The organism is Selenomonas sp. AB3002, assembly GCF_000702545.1.
GTDB classification, from domain to species: Bacteria; Bacillota; Negativicutes; order Selenomonadales; family Selenomonadaceae; genus Selenomonas_B; species Selenomonas_B ruminantium_A.
The window spans coordinates 742,908-766,859 of sequence record NZ_JNIO01000002.1 but is presented as its reverse complement, the minus strand read 5'-3'; the positions used below and the strand labels follow the sequence as shown (position 1 = coordinate 766,859).

Annotated in this window: 20 protein-coding genes; 19 read left to right on the top strand and 1 reads right to left on the bottom strand. The window is 52.3% G+C overall.

From position 1 onward, the window contains the following. The first annotated feature begins 255 nt into the window (after positions 1-255). The 7 genes from P159_RS0103780 to P159_RS0103750 all read left to right on the top strand — a co-directional run bounded on the left by P159_RS0103780 (position 256) and on the right by P159_RS0103750 (position 5,149). Positions 256-1,632 carry a phage/plasmid primase, P4 family gene (locus P159_RS0103780; protein ID WP_029541568.1) on the top strand — a complete coding sequence of 459 codons (1,377 nt, stop codon included), beginning with the start codon at positions 256-258 and terminating at the stop codon, positions 1,630-1,632. A gap of 5 nt (positions 1,633-1,637) precedes the next feature. Next, positions 1,638-1,907, top strand: coding sequence for a CopG family transcriptional regulator (locus tag P159_RS0103775; RefSeq protein ID WP_029541566.1), 270 nt, complete (start codon positions 1,638-1,640; stop codon positions 1,905-1,907). Then, positions 1,886-2,611 (top strand): hypothetical protein, encoded by a 726-nt coding sequence (locus P159_RS0103770; RefSeq protein ID WP_029541564.1) that lies wholly within the window; start codon positions 1,886-1,888, stop codon positions 2,609-2,611. Before P159_RS0103775 ends, P159_RS0103770 begins: the two co-directional genes overlap by 22 nt. A gap of 6 nt (positions 2,612-2,617) precedes the next feature. Continuing rightward, entirely contained in the window at positions 2,618-3,073 is a 456-nt protein-coding gene (locus tag P159_RS0103765; RefSeq protein ID WP_029541562.1) for a hypothetical protein, read from the top strand. 13 nt (positions 3,074-3,086) lie between these two features. After that, positions 3,087-3,287 (top strand): excisionase, encoded by a 201-nt coding sequence (locus P159_RS0103760; RefSeq protein WP_029541560.1) that lies wholly within the window; start codon positions 3,087-3,089, stop codon positions 3,285-3,287. A 65-nt stretch (positions 3,288-3,352) separates the two neighbouring features. Next, complete coding sequence (locus P159_RS0103755) at positions 3,353-4,552, top strand: tyrosine-type recombinase/integrase (protein ID WP_029541558.1); 1,200 nt, start codon at positions 3,353-3,355, stop codon at positions 4,550-4,552. Between the two features lie 147 nt (positions 4,553-4,699). Beyond that, entirely contained in the window at positions 4,700-5,149 is a 450-nt protein-coding gene (locus tag P159_RS0103750) for a low molecular weight protein-tyrosine-phosphatase (RefSeq protein ID WP_029541557.1), read from the top strand. An 82-nt stretch (positions 5,150-5,231) separates the two neighbouring features. On the opposite strand, the gene P159_RS0103745 is transcribed toward P159_RS0103750, so the two are convergent. Beyond that, positions 5,232-6,023, bottom strand: coding sequence for a DeoR/GlpR family DNA-binding transcription regulator (locus P159_RS0103745; protein WP_029541554.1), 792 nt, complete (start codon positions 6,021-6,023; stop codon positions 5,232-5,234). 304 nt (positions 6,024-6,327) lie between these two features. Here P159_RS0103745 and ulaG point away from each other — a divergent pair, with 304 nt between their 5' ends. The 12 genes from ulaG to P159_RS20465 all read left to right on the top strand — a co-directional run bounded on the left by ulaG (position 6,328) and on the right by P159_RS20465 (position 23,874). Beyond that, positions 6,328-7,431, top strand: coding sequence for an L-ascorbate 6-phosphate lactonase (ulaG, locus tag P159_RS0103740; protein WP_029541551.1), 1,104 nt, complete (start codon positions 6,328-6,330; stop codon positions 7,429-7,431). Between the two features lie 24 nt (positions 7,432-7,455). After that, positions 7,456-7,896 (top strand): PTS sugar transporter subunit IIA, encoded by a 441-nt coding sequence (locus tag P159_RS0103735; RefSeq protein ID WP_029541548.1) that lies wholly within the window; start codon positions 7,456-7,458, stop codon positions 7,894-7,896. A 260-nt stretch (positions 7,897-8,156) separates the two neighbouring features. After that, positions 8,157-9,644, top strand: a complete 1,488-nt coding sequence (locus P159_RS0103730; protein ID WP_029541547.1) for a PTS ascorbate transporter subunit IIC — start codon at positions 8,157-8,159, stop codon at positions 9,642-9,644. A 128-nt stretch (positions 9,645-9,772) separates the two neighbouring features. Beyond that, entirely contained in the window at positions 9,773-10,054 is a 282-nt protein-coding gene (locus P159_RS0103725; RefSeq protein ID WP_029541544.1) for a PTS sugar transporter subunit IIB, read from the top strand. A gap of 386 nt (positions 10,055-10,440) precedes the next feature. Continuing rightward, positions 10,441-11,292, top strand: a complete 852-nt coding sequence (locus P159_RS0103720; protein ID WP_029541542.1) for an L-ribulose-5-phosphate 3-epimerase — start codon at positions 10,441-10,443, stop codon at positions 11,290-11,292. A 157-nt stretch (positions 11,293-11,449) separates the two neighbouring features. Beyond that, on the top strand, positions 11,450-12,505 hold the full coding sequence (locus P159_RS0103715; RefSeq protein ID WP_029541539.1) for a hypothetical protein: 1,056 nt from the start codon (positions 11,450-11,452) through the stop codon (positions 12,503-12,505). Positions 12,506-12,707: 202 nt separating this feature from the next. Continuing rightward, complete coding sequence (locus tag P159_RS0103710; RefSeq protein ID WP_029541537.1) at positions 12,708-13,409, top strand: L-ribulose-5-phosphate 4-epimerase; 702 nt, start codon at positions 12,708-12,710, stop codon at positions 13,407-13,409. Positions 13,410-13,633: 224 nt separating this feature from the next. Further along, positions 13,634-13,828, top strand: coding sequence for a hypothetical protein (locus P159_RS0103705; protein ID WP_029541534.1), 195 nt, complete (start codon positions 13,634-13,636; stop codon positions 13,826-13,828). A 525-nt stretch (positions 13,829-14,353) separates the two neighbouring features. Continuing rightward, positions 14,354-14,803 carry a CAP domain-containing protein gene (locus P159_RS0103700; protein WP_051650092.1) on the top strand — a complete coding sequence of 150 codons (450 nt, stop codon included), beginning with the start codon at positions 14,354-14,356 and terminating at the stop codon, positions 14,801-14,803. Positions 14,804-15,145: 342 nt separating this feature from the next. Then, a complete protein-coding gene (locus P159_RS0103695) occupies positions 15,146-15,676 on the top strand; it encodes a hypothetical protein (protein WP_185753593.1) in 531 nt (176 codons plus the stop codon). Between the two features lie 163 nt (positions 15,677-15,839). Next, positions 15,840-17,570, top strand: coding sequence for a ShlB/FhaC/HecB family hemolysin secretion/activation protein (locus P159_RS0103690; RefSeq protein ID WP_051650091.1), 1,731 nt, complete (start codon positions 15,840-15,842; stop codon positions 17,568-17,570). A 130-nt stretch (positions 17,571-17,700) separates the two neighbouring features. Further along, positions 17,701-23,874 carry a filamentous hemagglutinin N-terminal domain-containing protein gene (locus tag P159_RS20465; protein WP_185753592.1) on the top strand — a complete coding sequence of 2,058 codons (6,174 nt, stop codon included), beginning with the start codon at positions 17,701-17,703 and terminating at the stop codon, positions 23,872-23,874. The last annotated feature ends 78 nt before the right edge of the window (positions 23,875-23,952 follow it).

Here is a 23,952-nt window from a genome sequence, read left to right as displayed (position 1 = left end):
CGTAGGCTCGATGTCACATCTAGGGTCGCTATGGAATATTCATACCTAATATATAGAAGCTTCTTGGCAGCAAGTTCGGTAGCGCACGGAAAAAGTTCGGTTGAGTCCGGAGAAATCGAAAATTGGGTAGAGGCATTTTTACAAAATTGCCCAGTCAAATCCTCCGATTCCGGTTTTTTGACGTAGTAAACTGTAAACAAGCTGATCGTTGGTCAGCGAATATTGATTAAATCTATCCGGAAGGAGAGGTTACTAATGAAGAAAGACGACGTGACAATGCTGCTGAGGCAGTTGAAGGAGAAGGGGCTGTACCGCAACGATGGCAGGGGCTTGCTATTTCGGTACAGCACGTCAAGGGGAATCTGGGTGGCACTGACCCCTTTGACGGGGAAACGGTATCTTTCTATGGATACAGCTAAGGAGGCGCCGGGGCTGCGCATAGGTGAGCTGGATGAGCTGTTCCGGGAGCTTCGTGAAAACGTCCAGTTCACTGAGAAGGGGCTCTCCGAAGAGGCTTATACCTCGCTGTTGGCAGTTGGCAATGGCGTCGTAGATCTGAAAACAGGTGAGCTGCAGGAGCATAATCCTCAGATGTATCTCCGCCACTCACTGAACTTTAACTACAAGGCAGAGGTGACTGCTTTGCCACCAGACAGCGCATGGCACAACTTCGCCAGGACGTCTTTGGGCATTGACAGCCCTAATGCTGATGCCACTGGTAAATGGAAGTCGTTTACGGAGGCTGTTGTCTACGCACTTAGTAGCCTGCCAAACGCGAAGAAAATGATTGTCCTCATAGGTCATGCCAATTCGGGGAAGTCTGTTGTCCTTGAGTTCATTGAGGACGTACTCGGTGAGGAAGCTTGGATGCCTATGACCTTTGATGATATGGGGCAGCGGTTCCGTGGGAGTTTGATGGAACGCATGCAGCTCTTGGTCTGCGACGAGCTCCCAACCCGCCCCCTCAAAGGACTCGATGTAATCAAACGCATAATAAGTGGCAATCCCGTCATCATCGAACAGAAGGGGGCTAACCCTAAAAAGTATAAGCCGAGATCGAAAATCGTTTTTGCGGCTAATAGCCTCCCTTCATTGGGCGAGCCGGACGTTGGAGGCGGTTTCGCTACGAGGTTGCATTTGATTCCTTTTACCAGGCGTGGTAATGGTAATGACCTCGAGTTGCTGAGTAAGCTTTGGGCCGAAAGGGATGTTTTCTTATCCGTGGCAGTAAAATCCATGCCAGAGTTTATTGCCAGAGGGGAGATATTCAGTCAGGTTCCCGAGGCTGATAGAATTTTGCAGGAGTTCAAGGCTGATGGATTCTCGCTGGAGACTTTCATCAAGGAATGCTGTGTTAAGGAGGAGGGCAACTGGTTATGCCTCTCAGAGTTATACGAGCGCTACCTGCGCTTTTGCAATGACAACCTTGTGAGGTCTATAACAAGGCATGACCTGAATACGTCATTGGCTCAGCTGGGTTATACCTGCCAGCGCAAACGTATTCCTGATCATCCGAATGCTGTCGTTTGCGTGCAGGGGTTGAAGTATAGGCAGGGGAGTAGTGAGGGGAGTCCTTCGGATGAGGCTGCTCAGGCCAAGACGAAGGTTGTCGCTATGCGCAAGGAGGCTTGAGTAGCATGAACACGGTTACGGTGAAGCTCGAGGAGGATCTTCTGAGCGAGCTGGATTCTCTGGCCCAGAAGAAGGAACTTACCCGCTCTGCGGCAATCCGTCAGGCATTGGAAGAGTACACGACTGGAGTACAGGGTCAGTACTTAGGAATTCCACCGGAGGTTAAAGACCGGGTGGCTTTTATGATGCTGCTTCTTATGGATGGTACGCCGGATCAAGACTGGGAACTGGTTCGAGAGGAAGTGTTAGGACTATGGACAATTGTCCAATCATAAAGTTTGTTAACTACAGGGTAGCCTCAGTGGAAAGGGCAAAGAGACTTTCCCTATACCTTAAGCAGCTGACGCGTACGGAGCCTGATTACATCCTTTCCAGATATATTTCCAAGACCAATAGTGCCCATAGCCTTAGGGTTATAGAAGATAGATGGCATCCGCTTGGGGATAGGAGCTTTAAGCAGGGGATATTATCCTTTGGAGCAACCTGTGAAGAATTGCGGCCTACCAAGGCTTTGGGGGTTACCCAGGAAATCCTTGAGTACTTCGTAGACTTTCCGTGGCTGGCGGCAATTCATACTAATAAACCCGAACACATCCATGCGCATTTCCTTTTGGGTATGACTAATGTACGTACGGGGAGGAAGTATTCTCAGAGTCCCCAGGAGTTGAGGAGGTTTCGGGAGCACTATAATGTAGTGGCTGGCAAGAACTCACTGCCATTGCTAAAGGATAAAGGGGATTTGGGCAGGTCCTTGTCCTGCGACGTCTCTCCTAAGGCGAGCAAATGTGCCGCCGCTGAGGAAGGGGGTGATGAGATTGAGGAGATGGTGCCTTGGGCTTGCAGCCCCCCGCCAGCCATGCCGGTAAGCACGGTAGCGTTTGCTCCGCTGGTATCGAACCCGCTGGCGGTCTTCGGTGAACGGTTTAGAAATGATTTTGCCAGCTATTTCAGTCTGGGCTATATGAATTGGAAAGGATGATATTTTATGGAGTACAGTCTCAATGCACAACAGTATGAACAAAACGGACAGAATGGCTATCCCCCTGTCAGCAACGTGGTCCTTTATGTGGATCTGGCAAAGGTTTTTGACTCCTATGCGAACGGCATGCAGATGGCTTTCCAGATGGGACGGCAGGCTAAGACAGATGAGCTCTGCTTGACGCCGGGGCAGAAGGTGGCGAGGCCGTCGCTTCCTCCGGCCGCTTCGGGCAAGAACTACCTTGGGGTGTACGATCACTATGCATATGGGGTTTACGATGATGAGGCCAAGTATAGCAACTCGCTTGCCCACTGGCATGGAGCTACGCTTAACACAAGCGTATTCCCTAGCTATGAGGAGGCACTGTCGTATGCCCGTAACGGTGTCGCAGCGAGCCGTGGGGTGGATGTGGGAAGCATCCAGCCACTGACGAACAGGCTGAACTGGAGACAGCAAGCTTAAGGCGGTGGTGGCAATGAGGGTGAAAATAGCACCGGAGGACAAATTCTGCCTAACCCTAGATGAAGCTGCGGCTTACTTCAACGTGGGGGTCAAGCGGCTTGCCAATCTGCTTGATTCTCCGGAAGGGGCAGAGCTTGCACTCATGGTCGGCGTGAAACGCCTTGTCAAACGGAAAAAAATGGAAAACTTTATAGATAAGGTGACGGCCGTATAGTAGCAGGGGGCCTTGGCATGCTATAATGGGAGTGCCAAGGCTCTTCCTATACATGGAGGAGCAAAATGACAAGAAGACGAGACAATAAGAAGCGCATCCTTCGCAAAGGCGAGGGTCAGCGTAGTGATGGCAGGTACTACTTCAAGTATCAGGATGCCAAGGGGGATACTCACTTTGTCTACAGCTGGAAGCTGGAGCCTTATGATATTCCGCCTGTAGGCAAGGAGTCAGAGCTTTCGTTGCGGGAGATGGAGAAAAAAATCATCCGTAATTTGGAAGATGGTATCCTGGGCTATGACAGCAAGATTACCGTGCTGGATTTGGTGAAACTGTATCTCCAGCAGAAGGTTGGGGTTCGCCATAACACGCAGGCGAACTATAACTTTGTTGTCAATATCATTAAGAAAGAAGCCTTTGGTTCCATGCTGATTGGCCGTGTGAAGCAGTCTGATGCAAAGAGATGGCTGATAAAGCTGCAAAGGGATGGCCGTGGCTACAGCTCAATCCATTCCATAAGAGGCGTTGTCAGGCCGGCGTTCCAGATGGCGGTAGAGGATGATATGCTCAACAAGAATCCCTTCCAGTTTGAGCTGGCATCTGTGGTGGTGAATGACAGTGTTACCAGGAAGGCCATAAGTCGTGAGGATCAGCGTAAATTTCTGGCCTTTGTGGCGCAGGATAAGCATTTCTCAAGGTACTATGATGCTATTTTCATCCTTTTCAACACTGGTCTCAGGATATCTGAGTTCGTAGGGCTTACTATTAAGGATGTTGATTTGGGCACCAAGCGGCTGACGATAGACCATCAGCTGCAGAGGAAGCGCAATATGGAGTACATCATAGAGAAGCCAAAGACCGAGGCCGGCAACAGGGTTATTCCCATCAGCGATGCAGTATGTGCTGCTTTTAAGCGTATCATTGACAAGCGGCCAAAACCGAAGGTGGAGCCGATGATTGATGGTCATGCTGGTTTCCTGTATTTGGACAAGAAGGGCGAGCCTATGGTCGCATTGCACTGGGAGAAGTATTTTCAGCACATCTGTGAGAAGTACAACTCCATCTACAAGGTGCCGATACCGAAGGTTACACCTCATGTATGCCGTCATACCTATTGCAGCAACATGGCTCATTCTGGCATGAATCCCAAAACGCTGCAGTACTTGATGGGGCATTCGGATATAAGCGTAACTCTCAATACTTACGCTCACACGAGCTTCGAGCTGGCTGAGCAGGAATTGAAAAAAGTGAATGGAATCGAGTTGTAATTCGGTGAAAAAGGGCCGGATTTACAACTTTTTTACAACTTTTGATGTCGTAGATTTGCGATTTTATGCGGGAGTGTGCCGCCTTATCAAAAAGACAATAATGGCTGTGCAGCCTTATATATCAAGGGACTAAGGAGTTTTCAAGGTATGAAGAAAATCTTATTTGTATGCCACGGCAATATTTGCAGGTCAACCATGGCCGAATTTGTCATGAAGGATCTGGTCAGGAAAGCAGGTCTGGAGCAGGAGATAGGGGTGGATTCCAAGGCTTGCCGCACGGATGAGCTGGGGAATGATACTTATCCCGGTACCAAACGGGCGCTGAAGGAGCATGGGGTGCCCTTCACGCCCCGGCAAGCACGGCAGATTACCCGGGCGGATTACGAGGCTTGGGACTATATCGTCTATATGGATGAGGAAAACCACCGTGATCTGATGCGGCTGACGGGCAAGGACCCTGAGGGCAAGTGCAGCTCCCTGCTTTCCTGGGCAGGACTTGACCGGGAGGTGGCTGACCCCTGGTATACCGGGGAGTTTGAGACTACCTATCAGGATGTGCTGCTGGGATGCAAGGCCATGCTGGAGAAAATAAAATAAAGCAAATAAAACAGAGCAGCTTTCTCTCAGGTGGGAAAGCTGCTCTGTTTTTGTCGTTTTATGCACGTTTTTACTTGTGACTTTACGCTTCCGGCCCAAGCTCTATGACCTCCAGGCCCTGGTTGCGCATTTTCTGCAATTCTTCCTGATCGGCACCTTCGCAGGTGATGAGGGTGCTGATGTTGCTGATGGGGCCGGAGAGGAAGTTATGCTCCTGGCCTATCTTGCCAGTGGGAGCCAGCACATAGCAGGGTCCCTGGCAGCGGCGCATCATCATGTCGTTGATGGCCGTCTCAGGCAGCACGGAGGTGGTGAGGCCTCCCTCTACGCTGATGCCGCCCACACCCAGGAAGACCTTGTCTGCATTGATCTTGGTGAGGGTCTGCAGGGCGAATTCGCCAATGAGGGTCTTGCGCCGCTGGTAGATTTCGCCGCCTGTGAGGATGATGCTCACCCCGGGAGCATGGGGGTAGCCGATGACGCCGGTATTGTTGGTGACTATGATGACATGCTTGTCTTTAATGTAGTCAAGCATCAAAAGCGCCGTGGAACTGGAGTTCATGAAGATCGTATCCCCATCATTGATAAGGCCTGCTGCATAGCGGGCGATGGTTTCCTTCTGTTCCCTGTCCACAAAGGCCCTGTCCTTGGAAGTGGTGTCTTCTTCGTGGAGGGTTCCTTCCAATAACTTGGCGCCGCCGTGGAATCTTTCTACTAAATGCTGCTGCTCGAACATATCCAGGTCCCTGCGGATGGTAGTGGGGGAGACCCCCAGCTTTTGGGAGGCAGTATCCACGTCGATGGTCTTTCTTTCTTTTAATAGTCTGAGCAAGGCCTGCTGGCGCTTGAAGACTACACTCTTGCTGTTCTTCATATATAATGGCTCCTTTCGCCACGCTTTTTGCTTTTATATGTTGCTTCTGTCCATTCCTTTGGGACCTTACCCACATTATAACCCTTTATATGGAAAATATCAATATAAACGAGCATAAAATATGCAATAAAATTTGTCGGATGATTTTTTTATGTTTTTTTATCAAATTGGGTATTGACTTGAGCATAAAATAAGCGTATGATAAGCATGTAAACAAAAACAAGCGAAAAAATACCCTATATACGATTTGTTTGTGAAGCTGTTTATGAGCAGTTTGAACAGTTTAGGATTAGGAGGCAAAACAATGAGCAAGATCAGCGAGATGACCAGAGACAGCTGGATCAAGAGCACCTTCCCCGAGTGGGGCACCTGGCTGGTGGAAGACATCGAGAACGCCGTCATCCCCGAAGGCAATGTGGGTATGTGGTGGCTGGGATGCACCGGCATCTGGTTCAAGACCCCGGGCGGTGCAAATGTGACCGTTGACCTCTGGTGCGGCAATGGCAAGCGCACCCACGGCGATGGCAAGATGAAGGTCGGCCATCAGATGGCCAACATGTGCGGATGCCGCTCCATGCAGCCGAATCTCCGCAACGTGCCCTTCGTCATTGACCCCTTCGCTTTCAAGCAGGTTGATGCAGTGCTGGCCACCCATTATCATCAGGATCACATGTCTGCTGAGTGGGCTGCCCACGTCATCAACAGCGGCATGACCACCACCGATGAGAACGGCAAAGAGATACCGGTTCCCTTCATCGGCCCCAAGAAGTCCGTTGAGACCTGGGTCAAGTGGGGCGTGCCTGAGGAGCGTTGCCAGATTGTGAAGCCCGGCGACGTCATCAAGCTGAAGGACATCGAAATCGTTGCTCTGGACAGCTTCGACCGTACCTGCATCGTCACCACCGACAGCACTGGTCCGGACCGCGAAGAGCTCACTGATAAGTGCCCCTCCGACATGGACGACAAGGCAGTCAACTACCTGCTGAAGACTCCGGGCGGCAACATCTACCACTCCGGTGACAGCCACTTCTCCATCTACTTTGCAAAGCATGGCAAGGATTACGACATCGATGTGGCCTTCGGCTCTTACGGCGAGAACCCCATCGGCATGCAGGACAAGATGACCTCCATCGACGTGCTCCGCATGGCTGAGAACCTCCAGTGCAAGGTCGTTGTTCCCATCCACTGGGATGTATGGACCAACTTCCAGGCTGACTGCGAGGAGATCAAGCTCCTCTACGATTTCAAGAAGGATCGCAACGAGTACAAGTTCCATCCCTTCTTCTGGCAGGTGGGCGGACATTACACCTATCCCCAGGATAAGGATAAGATTTACTTCCATCATCGTCGGGGCTTCGAGGATTGCTTCGAGCATCCCCAGAACATCCCCTTCCGTTCCTGCCTGTAAGATTCCGAAGGGAGATACAGATAAATGTTCAAGGAAATCGTTGAGAAAAAGCATTTTTCCTTCCATGAAGGTTTCGATGACTGGCGTGACGCCGTACGGGCTGCCTGCGCACCCCTGCTGGCTGACGGCACCATCGAGAAGGAATATCCTGAGATCATCATCGAGAAGGTGGAGGAGCTTGGCCCCTACATCGTCATCGCCCCGAACATCTGCATTCCTCATGCAGAGCGCGGCCGCGGCGTGAACGATACGGCTATGTGCTTCATGAAGACCGAGAAGCCCGTGTCCTTCGACCCGAACGACCCGGACAAGGATGCCCGCATCTTTGTAGTGCTGGCAGCCACTGATGACGAGGTGCATCTGAACAACCTCATGCAGCTGTCGGAAACCCTTTCCGACGAGGCAATCGTGGACAAACTCTTGCAGGCCAAGACGGGGGATGACCTCTTGGCAGTCGAGGGATAGGTGAAAGGCAGACACTGCTGATGGAAGACTGCTTTTGCAAGTCAGTTGAGCGTCAGTAAGTGAGGGACATGGGGATAGCATAAGCGGAACGTGTGGAATTTTACCATAAATCTTAGTGAGCGCAAGGCGTGCTCTGCACCGCAGAGCGCGGCGCAGCGGGAACTTAGATTTTATGGTAAAAGTCCAAGTGAAGCGATGCTGTCCCCATGGCCTGAACGCCTTAGTATGGGCAAAGTAGAGAAAGTGGGGAAATACAGGTTATGGAAATTTTGCTTTCCGTCTGGGAATTTTTCCAGAACAACATCCTGACGAAACCGGCCTTCTTCATAGGTTTTATCGTCTTCGCAGGTTATGCACTTCTGGGCAAGAAATGGTATGAATGTCTGGCAGGCTTCATCAAAGGTACTGTCGGCTATATGATCTTGAACGTAGCAAGCGGCGGCTTGGTAGGCAACTTCCGTCCGGTGCTGGCAGGTCTGAAAGACCGTTTTGAACTTTCCGCAGCAGTTATCGATCCTTATTTCGGTCAGGCAGCAGCCCAGGCCTCCGTTGAGAACATCGGGCGCTCCTTCTCCATGATGATGATGGTGCTTCTGATCGCCTTCACCATGAACATCCTCCTGGTGCTCTTCCGCAAGTACACCAAGATCCGTACCCTTTTCATCACGGGCCACGTTATGGTGCAGCAGTCCTCCACCGCCCTCTGGCTGGTGCTCTTCTGCTTCCCCGGCCTCCAGGATCCCCAGGTCGTCGTCATGCTGGGTATCCTCCTGGGTACCTATTGGGCAGTTGCTTCCAACCTCACCGTTGAGCCTGTAGCAAAGCTCACCGAAGGCGGCGGCTTCGCAACTGGTCATCAGCAGATGTTCGGTATCTTCATCGTTTCCAAGATTGCCAAGAAAATCGGCAACCCCAAGAACTCCCTCGAGAACCTCAAGCTCCCCGGCTTCCTGTCCATCTTCAATGAGAACATGGTTGCAACCGGTGTGCTCATGACCATCTTCTTCGGTACCATCATCACCATCCTTGGTCCGGACCTCATGCATCAGATTGATAAGGGCTTCGGTGCCAAGCAGAACTTCGGTTTCTACATCCTTGAGAAGTCCCTGAACTTCGCCGTTTACCTCACCATCCTGCAGCTTGGTGTCCGTACCTTCGTATCCGAGCTCACCAACTCCTTCCAGGGTATTTCCGAAAAGCTGCTGCCCGGCTCCGTGCCTGCAGTAGACTGCGCCGCTACTTACGGCTTCGGTCACCCCAACGCTGTGACCTTCGGCTTCCTCTTCGGTGCATTCGGCCAGTTCCTGGCTATCATGGGCCTGATTGTGTTCAACAGCCCCATCCTGATCATCTCCGGGTTCGTTCCTCTGTTCTTCGATAACGCAACCTTTGCAGTGTTCGCAAACCGTCTGGGCGGCATCCGCGCAGCGGCTATCATCCCCTTCTTCAGCGGCATGATCCAGGTGCTGGGCGGCGGCTTTGCTGCTTATCACTTCACCACCGGTAACTTCGGCGGCTGGCATGGCAACTTCGACTGGGATACCGTATGGCCCATCATCGGCGTCATCATGGAGAACCTGCAGTATGTAGGCGTAGCAGCGGTGGTAATCCTCCTGCTGGCTATCCCGCAGATTCTCTATCAGCGGCATAAGGACACCTACTTCGTCATTGCCGAGGACTTCGACAAGTACAAGGAAATCATGGCCAAGAAGCAGGGCGTGCCTGTTGATCAGGTGGTTATTGACTAAATTCCTTCATAAAAAATACTTTTATGGCAGGAATAAGCCCGCCTTGTGGCGAATAGTAACTAAGCTATATAGTATGGGGAGGCCGCCGGGCCTGGCGGCTTCCCAAATATAAAGGAGAGTGCATCAATATGTTAAAAGTTATTGCAGCATGCGGCAGCGGTATGGGTTCCTCCCAGATCATCAAGATGAAGCTCGAGAAAGTCTTCAAGAAGCTGGGCTATCAGGCAGAGATTTATCATACCAACGTTGGTGATGCAAAGTCCCAGGCTAACAACTACGATGTGGTCTTCTGCTCCGAGTCTCTGGTAGGCACCTTCACCGGCAGCAAGGCTACTGTGATTGGGCTGAAGAACCTCCTGTCCGAGGCTGAGATGACGGAGAAGATCGAGGCAGCTAACCTGCCTAAGTAAAATTTAGGTCTTTAATTAGTGGAGGCCGCCGCATGAAAGGTGGCGGCCTCTATTATTTTTCGCCTTTTTTGCCGCATTGCGGCCTACTTTTTCTCTGGTGCAGAGAAAAAGTAGCAAAAAGAGACTGCGGACTGAAATCACATCCTATGATTTCCGCGTCCGCGGGGCCCATCCATGGGCCCTGGGGTTCGGAAGTTCGAGAATTCGTGGGTTCGAGTTTTTTGGATTTGTGAATTCGAAGGAGTAACGTAGATAGTAGGCCTTACCTGCCCCGCTTGCGGGGGCGCGAAGCGCGGGAGCCCGGTGGGCTCCCTGGCTGGGGACCGGCGAAAGCCGGTGGAAGGGGGGCCTCGGGGTCGAACAATGAAATTAGAGCGAGGTGCTTTATGAGTACATATTTATTAGGACTTTACGAGAAGTCCATGCCGGGAACGCTTTCCTGGAAGGAAAAACTGGAAGCTGCCAAGGCTGCGGGCTTCGACTATGTTGAAATGAGCATTGATGAGACGGATGCTAAACTTGCCCGTCTTGACATGAGCGAAGCTGAGATTGAGGAAATCAAGGCTGCCATGAAGGAAACCGGTGTGCCTTTTGGCTCCATCTGCCTCAGCGGCCATCGCCGCTTCCCCCTTGGGGCTACCAAGGCTGAGGATCGGGCACGCAGCATGGAGATCATGGAAAAGGCCATTATCCTGGCTGCGAAATTGGGCATACGCACCATCCAGCTGGCTGGTTATGATGTCTATTATGAGGAAGGTTCCGAGCAGACCCGTGCGGATTTCATCGAAGGGCTGAAGAAATCTGCTCTTCTGGCTGCCAAGTATGGTGTGCAGATGGGCTTTGAGACCATGGAGACTCCCTTCATGGACACTACGGAAAAGGCCATGGAGTATGTGAAGCTGGTGGATTCTCCGTACCTGGGTGTGTATCCCGACTCCGGCAACATCACCAATGCCAAGCTGATCTATGGCGGCACTCCTTCTGAGGACCTGCAGACCGGCAAGGGCCATCTGGTGGCTGTGCATCTGAAGGAAACTGTCCCCGGCAAGTACCGTGAAATTCCTTTCGGCACTGGCCATGTGGACTTCCAGGCAATTGCTGATACCGCCTTTGCCCTGGGGGTAAGGCGCTTCGTGGGTGAGTTCTGGTACAAGGAAGGCACCGACTGGGCAAAGATTCAGAAGGAAGCTAATGACTTCCTCAGAGGGTATCTGGATAAAGCAGAAGCGAAATTCTAATATAAGTTTCGGCTGTTCATTTTCTTTGGCGCAAAGAAAACGAACCAAAAGAAAACGTGGCCTTGCCTTTCATCCATGAAAGCCAACGGCCACGGAACGCCCATCCATGGGCTGAAGTTTGAGAACTCTTAGGTTGATGTTTAAGGAGTGCATAAACATGAAAGCAACTAAAAAAGTCGTAGGCGAACTGGAAAAATGCTATTCTCTGGCTGTCCTGAACTATCAGGGCAAAGACCATTTCCTTTGTGCTGCTGAGAAGCAGAATGAGTGCTACCTGATCTCCCTTGATGGTGAGATTGAAGATACCGTCTGGGAAGGCCCCGGCGGGGTTATGACCATGATCCAGATGCCGAAAGGTGCTCCTGACGGGCAGTTCCTGGCTACCCGCAAGTTCTACTCTCCTAATGATGGCAAGGAAGCTTCCATCATCATCTGCACCCCGAAGGGGAAGGGTGACTGGGAGGTGCGCACACTGTGCAAGCTGCCTTTTGTGCACCGCTTCGGTATCCTCCAGTCCCATGGCAAGAACTATATCATTGCCTGCGCTCTGAAGTCTGATGCTGAGTATCGCGATGACTGGCGCTTCCCGGGCAAGGTCTTCGGTGCTGAGCTGCCCACGGACCTGTCTGCTTATGGCGACGGCAAAGAGCTGGAGCTGAAGGTGCTGAAGGAAGACCTGCTGAAGAACCACGGTTACTATGTCCATGAGGATGGGGAAGGCCAGACCTCTGCCATCGTTTCCACGGACAACGGCGTGTTCCAGTTCGTGCCTCCTGCCAGCGACGGAGCTGACTGGACCATCGAGACCCTCACCACCGATGCTGCCAGCGACGGCCTCCTGGTTGACTTGAACGGCGACGGGGTAGAGGAGCTCTGCACCATTGCTCCTTTCCATGGCGACACGGTGAACATCTACCGCAAGGAAGGCGGCAAGTTCGTGCTGGACTACACCTATCCCGAGAAGCTGGAATTCCTCCATGCCATCTGCGCTGACGTAATAAACGGAAAACCGTACTGGTTCCTGGGCAACCGCAAGGGCAACCGCGACCTGCTGGCTTTCTCCTATGACAAAGAGCAGGGCTACCATGCCGAGAAGCTGGATGAAGGTTACGGCGCAGCCAACGTGCTCATGTATCATCTGGGCGACAAGAACATCCTCATGGCTGCCAACAGGGAGAGCAATGAGATAGCAAGATACGAAATTTCGTGCTAAAAGCTTCCTTATTATATATAAGCACGAAAAATATTTTTGCCCTTCTCGCCCCTTCCACCGCCTTCCCCGTTTCACGGGGCAGGTAAGGCCTGCTAGCAATTTTTGCTCATAAAAAATATTATTCGCTATTTTGTCCGAGCACACTTTGTAGTATAATGTAAAAGGCGTGCAAATGAGATAGAACAATCGGGAGGAATTCAATATGTTAGAAGAACTCAAGAAACAAGTCTATGAAGCCAATATGCTTTTGCCGAAGCATCACCTCATTACCTTCACCTGGGGCAATGTCTCCGGCATTGACCGCGAGAAGGGCCTCTTTGTCATCAAGCCGTCCGGAGTGGAGTATGACGAGTTGCGTCCTGAGGATATGGTGGTAGTTGACCTGGAGGGCAAGAAGGTTGAGGGCGATCTCAATCCTTCCTCCGACACCGAGACTCACCGCATCTTCTACCAGAAGTTCCCCAATATCGGCGGCGTGGTGCACACCCATTCCCGCTGGGCTACGATTTTTGCACAGGCTGGCCAGGGTGTGCGCGCCTATGGTACAACCCAGGGGGATTATTTCTACGGGGAGATTCCCTGCACTCGCGATATGACCGAGGAAGAAATCAAGGGCGCTTACGAATACAACACCGGCGTAGTGGCAGTGGAGCGCTTCGAGAAGTACGGCATCAACCCGGACTATGTGCCTGCCGTACTGGTGAAGAACCACGGCCCCTTCACTTGGGGCACAGATGCCTTCAACGCAGTGCACAACGCAGTTGTGCTGGAAGAAGTGGCCATGATGGCCTTCCACACCCAGCTGCTTACCGGCGACCGTGACCCCATGCCCCAGGTGCTCCTGGACAAGCACTTCCTCCGCAAGCATGGTCCGAATGCTTATTATGGGCAGAAGAAAAAATAACTTGAGATGAAGACAGTCCCTGCTTGACATTTTGCCATGCAGGGACTGTTTTTGGCTTTGATTCAGTGATAAAATATAAGTTACTTGGGGCTATTCCCCAGAGCGAACGCGGCATATGGTTAATGTCGTTATCATTGATGCATAATGATGGTCAGGCTGGTCGAGGTTATGCCTTGACGTAAATCGAGCCGAAAGGGTGTGGTGCTTTATGCATCACAAGAAATATGGGCAAGGCACTTATTGCCTTAGCTAAGAAGCCTGTAGCAGCCAAGATAGTGGAGAGATTTTCGTCTCCCATTGCGGTTGCGCTGTGGGCGGTTGCCGTTTTGGCAGTCGTTTTCGTAGCGTATATTGCCTTGGTGTTGTTGGGCTATGCGGATATCCAGCCACTATTGCTGGTGATTGAAGCGTTCCATTAAACCCTCGACGGCATTCTGGGCATGAAAAAACCGCCCTGCCAGGGGCGGCTTTCGGGATGTCGGTGGCCATCAGCGTCGAGACCGCTGTTTGTATGGCCGAAATTTTTAGACCAACCAACATACGTCTAGGCGACCATCTTTGTGGTTCGCTCTTTTTTTATGTCTCAATTATAGCACCATTATCCATTTTTTTCCATAGGTAATTTTGGATGTTTTGTGTGCCCGTATCACACGCATAACATTAAGCACACATTAAAATCGCTCTTGTCAAGTAAAAAATATGATGATAAAATTACCTTGTAGTTTCTAATATAACTGAATAACGCGAAGGAACCAAGTCGTGGCGGCTATGAGATAGCCGAGCCGGCAAGTTTACGACTTCGGATGTGTCAACGCAACTGGAGTATCGCTGGTTTTATGATGGAGCCTGGAGCCATCCTGCCCTATGAAGCAGGAAGGCATAGAGTGTGGAGACGAAATGCTCAGAGGCAAAAGGATCTGGATTAAAACGAAGGGGCGGTTATTATGAAAGCTGCGCAGCGTGTGTTTTTCTTTCTGGTCATGACAGTGGTTCTTGTAGCAGCAGCATCCCCCGCTTCTGCGTCCAGCATTCAATCTGAAGTGCTGTACTATGTGAACGTGGAGAGAGTAAATGCAGGACTGCAGCCTGTAGTGCTCGATGGGAATATGATGACTGGCGCCTCTATCAGGGCGAAGGAAGCTCAGGTGAGCTTTGCGCATCAGCGTCCCGACGGGAGCGATGTGAAGTCGGTTATGAACGGAAACTGCGGCTGGTTTGGCGAGAACCTGGCCGTGAGCCAGGCGAATGATGCCCAGAGAATCGTGAAGGCCTGGATGGGATCACCCACCCACCGCGCAAACATTCTGAACCGCCACTACGTCCGCATGGGCGTGGATTGCACGATGGGTTCAGACGGGCATTACTACTGGTCGCTGCTCTTCGCTGGAGAATGATCAGTAATCCCAAGCTAAGTAGTTTAGGGCTATAGCAAAAGTTGCTATAGCCCCTTTTCTTTTGTAATAATAGATGTGCAAGTACACCGAAAATGGGCACGCACAATGTAGCGTTGAAATTTAGTTTTGTATAGTGATTTTGAAAAGAGGGACTATTTCACTAAATTTACTACTTGCAAAATTGTATACCTGGGTTTATAATTGCATCCATGGTTAGAGAAAGATTAAAATTTGGAACAAGGACGTAAAAACTCGTAATTGATTTTTTCTGTCGTATTGTAAAAGGAGTAAGCAAGAGAAATGGGGAGTATTGCCAAATTAAGGAAAAAGCAAATTGGCATCTTGGCTGTTGCGATGATGACTGCGGCTTCTATGCCTACGGCGTTCGCTTTGCCGACTGGTGAGTATGAAAAACAGAATTTAACCGCCAACGATAGGGATGTGGTCTATTTTTCAGAGCATCGAAAAAATATGAGCGTGGAACTGCCTTTTTACAATGAAAGGTGCGGACAGGTGGTGCTTTACGGTACCTATGCTGTCACCCTGGAGGCGGACAAAGTGAAGATGGAACCTAAGATGAAGGTTTCGCCTGAATCTTACCAGCCGAAGAATCAGTACCTTGAGAGCGAGGAAGCGCTTGAGACTGAAAAGGGCAGCGTCAGGTTCCACATTACCTGCAATGGCTCCACCTTGGACATTTATCCTGCGGACGAGGTTGCCAGAGAATTTCTTTTGGGCTATGATGACAAGAATATGGAAATAGAATCCCAGGCGCTCTACGAGGCCTTCAACCATATGGGGGTCAATCTGGAGGAATTGGACGGGGTTTGCACTCATTTTGAAAGTATGAAGGTGAGCTCCTTTCGTCATTAAGCCAAGTGCGGAAGCAGCCGCTATATTAAGAGACCTGGAGGGCCGTAGCGGCGCTGTCAAAGTCGCGGAAGTGGATGACTGCATCGTGCTGGATGCAGAGGCGCTGACGGTCTGCCCTGACACGGATTGATATTTAAAGGGAATATTGGGAGGAAGAATTTAATTGTTAACATTTCATAAAGGGCGTGAACTGAAGAAAATCTCCGCCACAGCAGCTCTGGGAATGCTCATAGGAGGTTTGTCCCTGCCCGAGGCTCAGGCAGCTGAGCCTGCTATCGTGCTGCCTCCTACGGCCGGAGAACTGGCCGGGGAGCAGCAGGACAAGCGCGAGGCAGAGGGCATCAGACTTCCCGGCGGCAAGGCAGAAGTAAACGCTCCCGAGGAACGCCCCCAGCTTGATCTGCCTGATGAGCTGAAGGTAGATGTGAAGGGCTTCAAGATCACGGGACAGGATATTTTCCCAGAGGAGAAGCTTCAGGCTATTTTGGCTAAGCGCAAGGGGGGCCTCATGTCCTTCAAGGATTTGGAGGCAGGGGCTGATGATCTGGCGGCCTTCTTCCGCAAGGAAGGCTATGTGGCGGTGAAGGTTTTCCTGCCGGTGCAGAAAATCACGAATGGTATAGTGGAGTATGCCATTGTGGTGGGCCGTTTTGACCAGCTGACGGTGAGGAATCATACGGATATCCGCCAGCGAGCAGTGAACCGTGAGGTGCGTTGCTTGCAGCCGGGCGAGTATTTGACCAAAGAGAAATTGCAGAGGGCAATCTGGCTGCTGTCTGACCTGGCGGGGGCCGATGCCAAGGCTACCCTTTCCCAAGGTTCCGAGCCGGGCACTGTCCATGTGGAGATAGATCTAAATAAGCACAAGGGCAAGCAGGGCCTCATTACTGTGGACAACTACGGCAACCGATACACGGGCTACGGTGAGGTCAGCATTGACTACGACTTTTTGAACCCTGCCAAAGAGGGCGACCACTTTGCCGTGGGAGGGCTGGTGACGGGCCGCCATATGAATAACTATGGCATGACCTACGTCACGCCTCTGATTACCGACGGCCTGAAGCTCTCCCTGGGCTACAATGTGTTGCAGTACCATCTGGGCAAAGAATATGACATCCTGGATGGCCGGGGCACCGCCCGCACGGTCTCCCTGGGCCTTGACTACGCCATACGCCGCAGCCAGAAGTACAACCTCTACACGGGCCTGCGAGGGGAATTCACCGCGCTGAAGGATGAGTACAGAACCCTGGGCCTCACCTATGCTGACAAGACCGGTAGCGCAGGGGTGCTTTCCCTGTATGGTGATGAAACAGACCGTCATGGCACCACTTGGTGGAGGATTGAAAATAAAATTGGACGTGTGACTTTCAACACAGCGGAAACCGAGGCCTTTGCCGCAGGCTCCCGCACCGAGGGACGCTTCTATAAGCTGAAGGGGTCCCTTCTGCGTCGCGAAGATATTTCCCCTAGGGCCTATGCTCTATTCTCATTCCGTGGTCAGTACAGCGATCACAATCTGGACAGTAGCGAGCACATCAGCTTGGGGGGCTTCAATGGCGTGAGAGCCTATCCCCAGAGCGAGGCCTCCGGAGATTGCGGCTACATTGCCAGAGCGGAGTTAAGATGGCTGCTGCCCCTGAAGAAAAAGGATCAGCAGCTGCAGTTGGCCACCTATTTTGATCACGGTGGACTGCGCATAAACAAGGACAAAGGCACCACGGGCGGTATCAACTACCGCCATCTGGAAGGTATAGGCATTGGCCTTATATGGTCCCGCTGGGAAGACTGGTTCATTCGTACAGACTACGCCTGGCGTCTGGGCTCTGAGCTGCCCACCAGCGACACAAGCCATCCCGGCGGTCATTTTTGGATTAGGGGTGGCGTGTACTTCTAAGATTTGCATATTGACCCCAGGTATTTTTCTTGGGGTTGTTTTATTAGCTGGAAAAAGCTAAGTGGTGGGTATATAATGATGGCGTTGTTTGTATTACAGGAGTATTAGAATCGAAAGGATGTACGGAAGCATGAGTTGTGTTGCAAAATATAGGAAGCGCAGGCTGGCTGTGCTGGCGACAGCTCTCACGGCGACGGCGTGGATGCCGACGGCATGGGCAGAGGTGGCACCTGATGCATTGCCGAAGCTCCAAATGGTGGAGTATGGGGAGGTAAATGTTCCCGAGCCTGATGGCAAAGAGCTGAATATAACGATTGGCGGTGCTGACAAGAAGGGCATCATAAAGTGGGATACGTTTGATATCGGCAAAGATTCAGCGGTCAATTTCCTGGGTGAAAAGGGCTGGATGGTGCTGAACCGCATCTATGACAATAAGGCCTCTGAAATCTATGGCACTCTCAGGGGCGAGGGCGGTTCAGTCTTCTTGATAAATCCTCACGGTATTACCTTTGGTGCAGGCTCCAGCGTGGATGTGGGCAGCCTGGTGGCCAGTACCCTGAGTTTTAATTGGGACAAATTCAAACAGGGTGTGTTTGTAACTGACAAGCAAGGCGATAGCAAAGGCGTTATAAAAATCGAGGACATGGCTACTATCAATGCCAGCGATGGCTATGTGGCGATCTTTGCTCCCAAGATATATAATCATGGCACCATCACGGCCAATGATATAGCCATGGGCTATGGCAGCCAGGTCAGTTTCAGCTATGCAGACAAAATCAATATGAATATCAAGGTGTCTGGCAATGATGTAATTGACACCGGCAATGAAAATGGTGTGCTGATCAAGGTCAATAATATCAATAAGCTCGTCGCTGACAGTCTCATCAAGAATGATGGCACAATCGAGGCCGGTGGCATAGGTAAGGATGCTGAAGGCAATGTGACGCTGGTAGCGGCCACGGTGGAGCCGGGCAGCGGTATCTCTGCTACGGGCAATCTCAACATAGCGGCTAAAGATATATCCTTGGCCGAGAATATTTCTGCCAGCAGGGATATTCTAATGGCGGCTAACACGGTGATGGCAACAAATATTAAGGCTGATGGCGATATCAGCGTGTATGCAAAAAACATAACGGCCAACGGAAATGTTACTGCCGGTGGCAATATCAACATGCTGGTCGCTAAGGTGCCTGAAGGGGAAAATATTTTTACCGCTAAAAAAGATAGCATGCTGGGTGACAAGAATACGGAAACTATAGTAAATGTGACTGGAAATATAACTGCCGGTGGAGATGTCAACCTAGCGGCTAAAACTATTAAAGCAGCAGGTGTTACTTCTGCAAATGGTGCTGTCAATGGACGATCTAATGATATAACTTTCAATGATAATGTTAAGGCAGCAGGCGATATCACCATATCATCTGTCAAGGTGACTACAAAAGAGCTTGCTGCCGATAAAGGCAATATCAGCCTGTCGGCTACTGAAAAGGTGACGGCAGGAAATAATATTGTATCTACTAGCGGCAATGTCGATGTGACAGCTAAAGAGATAGAGACTGATGGAGAGGTGTCTGCAGCTGGTAATATCAAGCTGTCTGCTAATAATAAATTGACGGCAGAAAATAATATTGAGGCTGGTGGCAATATCAGCCTGGCCTCTGAAAACATAGCGGTCAAGGGGGATGTTTCCGCTGGTGGCGATATCAGCCTGGCATCTGTCATGCTGACGGAGGAACAGAAAAATTTCTCCGAGTATGATAAAGATTTGATGGTCGATGAGCTAACGGCAGACGGGACTATCCATGCTGACGGCGATATCAGCATCGCAGCTGACAATGTGCCGATAGAAAATGTTAAAGCTGAAGGCACCCTCAGCCTGATGTCCAAGACCATCAAGGTAGATACAAATGATATTTCCGTTGATGGAGATATCAACCTGACGGCTAATGAAGTAACTGTCAATGAAGACAAGGGTATCTATTCTGACGGCAATATCAAGCTGACGGCCAACACTATGGTGGTTGAAGGCAAGCTTTCTGCCAAAGGCGATATAGACACCACTGCCACCCAAAGCCTGCAGGTGCGTGACAGCGCTGATATCCATTCCTACGCGGAGGCGGGGGCAGGCACCTGGAATATAACGGCCAAGAATGTCACCATCACCGAAAACCCGGACGGGCAGGAGGACAATAAAAACCCCAACAGGGTCAGCAATACAGTCCTCAGCAAGGCGCTGGACGATACCAATGTAAATGTTTTGGCAACCCCTGAGAAACCGGAATATTACTCCGATATTATGGTGGAAAAAAATATCGTGAAAAAGGGTGAAACGCCTACCGCGCTTACCCTTACTGCCGGAAGGAATATCAGCGTGGATGCATATATTTCTTCCGAAAACGGCCCTCTTGATATCACACTGAACTCCAACAACCAGGAAATGACCAATTCCCAGCGCGAAGATGGAGCCTCCATCATCAGAGCTGATATCAACACCAATGGCGGCAGCTTCACTGCCACGGGAACAAACGGCGTTTACTTTGGCCTCGGCCTTGACAAAAATGGCAACGAAATCGTAGAGAATACCAAGATCCTTGTAGAAGGCGAGGAAAGCGAAGCGCCCACCAGGAAAGTCATTACCAAGGGCGGCGATATCACGCTGCAGGGCAATGAAGTGCTGGTAGGTACGGGAGGTACTGTGCGTCTCGATGCTGGCAGCGAGGGCAATGTGACCATTGCCGGCAAGGTGAACTCAGCCAATGCCTACTACGATGGCGGCGATGGCAATACCAAGCTCACCTGGAGCGAGGCCAGGAAAAAAGCAGATCCTGACGGCACGGGAAAAACCCATCTGGCCGTCATCACAAGCGTGCTGGAAGATGCGGTGGCAACTTCCAATATAGCCAAGAACCACGCCCAGAATTCCCAGGCCTTTGTAGGCGGCCATGTGGTGAATGTTAAAGCTGACAAAGAAGGCTATGCAGTGGACAATGATGGGAACAGGATCAAGTTCTCTTTAGACGAGAAGGGCAACCCTGTCATTACCGGCATACCTGTGATTAATGAAGACAAGGACGAAAAAGGCAAATATGAAGTTCTGAAGGTCGGGGAAGGCACAGACCTTGAGAGCAAAGGCTGGTATAAGATAGAGACTGCGGATGGCGGAACCAAGTATGCTCATTTTTGGGCCTGGGTGGAAGGTGCTGAAGCCGGAAAGGTTTTCTTTGTGCAGACCATTGGCGAAAACACGATTGGGTCTGGCAAAGATGGCGACATGGAAAATGTCGCTGAGACCAGTGAAAAGGGAAGGGCGCATAGTGATTGGTTCAAAGAGCACGGCGATGATGTAGCAACCGGCGTGAATGACACGAAGTACTACACCAATTTCGCACCGCGCCAGCCTGATGCCGATAATGGACAGGACGGCGCCAATGGCACCGGCACGCAGATGGCCTTGGCCATCAACTATGACACCCATTTGGGCAGCAAGAACATCCTTTATTCTCAGTGGAATGACGTAGGGGATACCAAAAAGCAAGATTCCCACTATATCGTGGAGAAGAAACTAACTAATACCTCGCTGGAGATTAAGGGCAAGGATGTGGAGCTGGGTGGCACGGTAGGCTATGACAGGCTGCTGGAAAATGTCGTTGTTGATGCCTCTGGCAAGGTAAGCCTGAATGATACTGTCAATGCAGCTAATGATGTGCATGTAGATGCCATGGGCGATGTGAAGGCCAGCGCTGTTAAGGCAGGCAATTTGATTCACTTGGGGGGCGAGAATGTTACCCTGGGGGGCACGCTGACCTCTGAGGCAAAAAATACGGACAGTGCCATAGAAATCTTTGCTCAGGAGAAGTTTGAGAACAAGGCTGGCCAGTATGTCATGAATTTGGGCGAAGATAGCAACAGCCACTGGAAGGTTTACTCAAACACGCCCTACGAGGACGATTTCGGCGATCTCGACAGCGAAAAATATGCTGTATGGGGCTGGAACGGCAAGTCCAGCACATATGCGGAAGGCAACCGCTATATCTTCAAATATCGCCCCACCCTTACATTCAAAGCGAACCAGCCGGATAAGGATGAATATGAATACAATGAAACTGTGGCCAAAGTTGGTTATACAGTGGAAAATGAGCTGGAGGGCAAGTTCACCGGCAATTTCAAGGATGGGCAGGTGAATGAGGAGGGAATCAATGTACTCTTCACAGAGGATAGGCTAGATGTGAAGGAGAAGCTGGCTAAGGTTGACACTGACTCTGACGCTTATGCAGAAGGCGAAAAAACCGCTGGTACGCATTATATCAATGTTGTTTACGATGGGGATAAAAGCATTGTAGATACTGAGATTGCACCTGGGTATGTGAATGAGATGGTACACAGCAGTTTGAAGGTGAAATCTAAGCCTGAATCCGAGCCTGAGCCGCAGCCCGAACCTGAGCCGCAGCCCGAACCGGAGCCGCAGCCTGAGCCTGAGCCGCAGCCCGAACCTGAGCCGCAGCCCGAACCTGAGCCGCAGCCCGAACCTGAGCCGCAGCCCGAACCGGAGCCGCAGCCTGAGCCTGAGCCGCAGCCCGAACCTGAGCCGCAGCCCGAACCTGAGCCGCAGCCTGAGCCTGAGCCGCAGCCCGAGCCGCAGCCTGAGCCGCAGCCCGAGCCTGAGCCTGAGCCGCAGCCTGAGCCGCAGCCCGAGCCTGAGCCTGAGCCCGAGCCCGAGCCGCAGCCTGAGCCTGAGCCGCAGCCCGAACCTGAGCCGCAGCCCGAACCTGAGCCGCAGCCCGAGCCGCAGCCCGAGCCCGAGCCGCAGCCCGAACCGGAGCCGCAGCCCGAACCTGAGCCGCAGCCTGAGCCTGAGCCGCAGCCTGAGCCTGAGCCGCAGCCCGAGCCTGAGCCTGAGCCGCAGCCCGAGCCTGAGCCTGAGCCGCAGCCCGAGCCGCAGCCCGAGCCGCAGCCGCAGCCCGAACCTGAGCCGCAGCCCGAACCTGAGCCGCAGCCCGAGCCGCAGCCCGAACCGGAGCCGCAGCCCGAACCTGAGCCGCAGCCCGAGCCCGAGCCGCAGCCCGAGCCTGAGCCGCAGCCTGAGCCTGAGCCGCAGCCTGAGCCGGAGCCGCAGCCCGAACCTGAGCCGCAGCCCGAACCTGAGCCGCAGCCCGAGCCGCAGCCCGAGCCTGGGCCGCAGCCCGAACCTGAGCCGCAGCCTGAGCCACAGCCCGAGCCTGAGCCGCAGCCCGAACCGGAGCCGCAGCCCGAGCCTGAGCCGCAGTCCGAGCCGCAGCCCGAGCCTGAGCCGCAGCCCGAACCTGAGCCGCAGCCCGAGCCGCAGCCCGAACCTGAGCCGCAGCCCGAGCCGCAGCCCGAGCCTGAGCCGCAGCCCGAACCTGAGCCGCAGCCCGAGCCGCAGCCCGAGCCCGAGCCGCAGCCCGAACCTGAGCCGCAGCCCGAGCCTGAGCCGCAGCCCGAGCCGCAGCCCGAACCTGAGCCGCAGCCCGAGCCTGAGCCGCAGCCCGAGCCGCAGCCTGAGCCCGAGCCGCAGCCCGAGCTTGAGCCGCAGCCCGAGCCGCAGCCCGAGCCCGAGCCGCAGCCTGAGCCGCAGCCTGAGCCGCAGCCCGAGCCGCAGCCTGAGCCCGAGCCGCAGCCCGAGCCTGAGCCGCAGCCCGAGCCCGAGCCGCAGCCCGAGCCTGAGCCGCAGCCCGAGCCGACTCATGTTCGTCCTGCGCGTACTAGTACGCCGATTACTCCTGCAACGGTGGTAATCACGGAGAACATCATCACCTCTCCCTCCGACCCCATAATCCCCGCCGTGAAGCCCTTGCTGACTTCCCTTACTACCACCCCCCTCTCCGGCTCCGCCTCAATTGTGGAAGCTCAGAAGGGGCAGGATGCCAGCGCTGACAGGGTATTGGGTTTGCAGACTGCCGAGTTGCCGGTATTCAATGTGAAGCATGGCAAGGTGGCGCTCTACGGTACCTATGATGTCACCGTCACTCCGGATAAGGTGAAGATGGAGCCTACGGCCAAAGTCCTGCCGGAGCCTGACCAGGAGAAAAACAAAAACCAGTACCGTGAGTATGAAAAGGAACTGGCCACATCCAACGGCAGTGCCAGGTTCTTCCTCACCTACAATGGCTCAACCTTAGACATCTATCCTACGGATAAAACTTCCGCAGGCATCCTGGCAGCAGGAGATGGGAAAAAGAATGTGGAAGTCGAAACCCAGGCACTCTTCGCTGCTTTTACTGAAATGGGCATTACCCTGGATGACCTGGATGGCGTGTATACGCACTTTGAGCAGAAGAACAATTAAATAGAGTGGTAATCCTAGCCCTCCCCATTGGGGAGGGCTTTTTCTTATCTGTAAATTTCCTGTAAATTAGGGTATAAT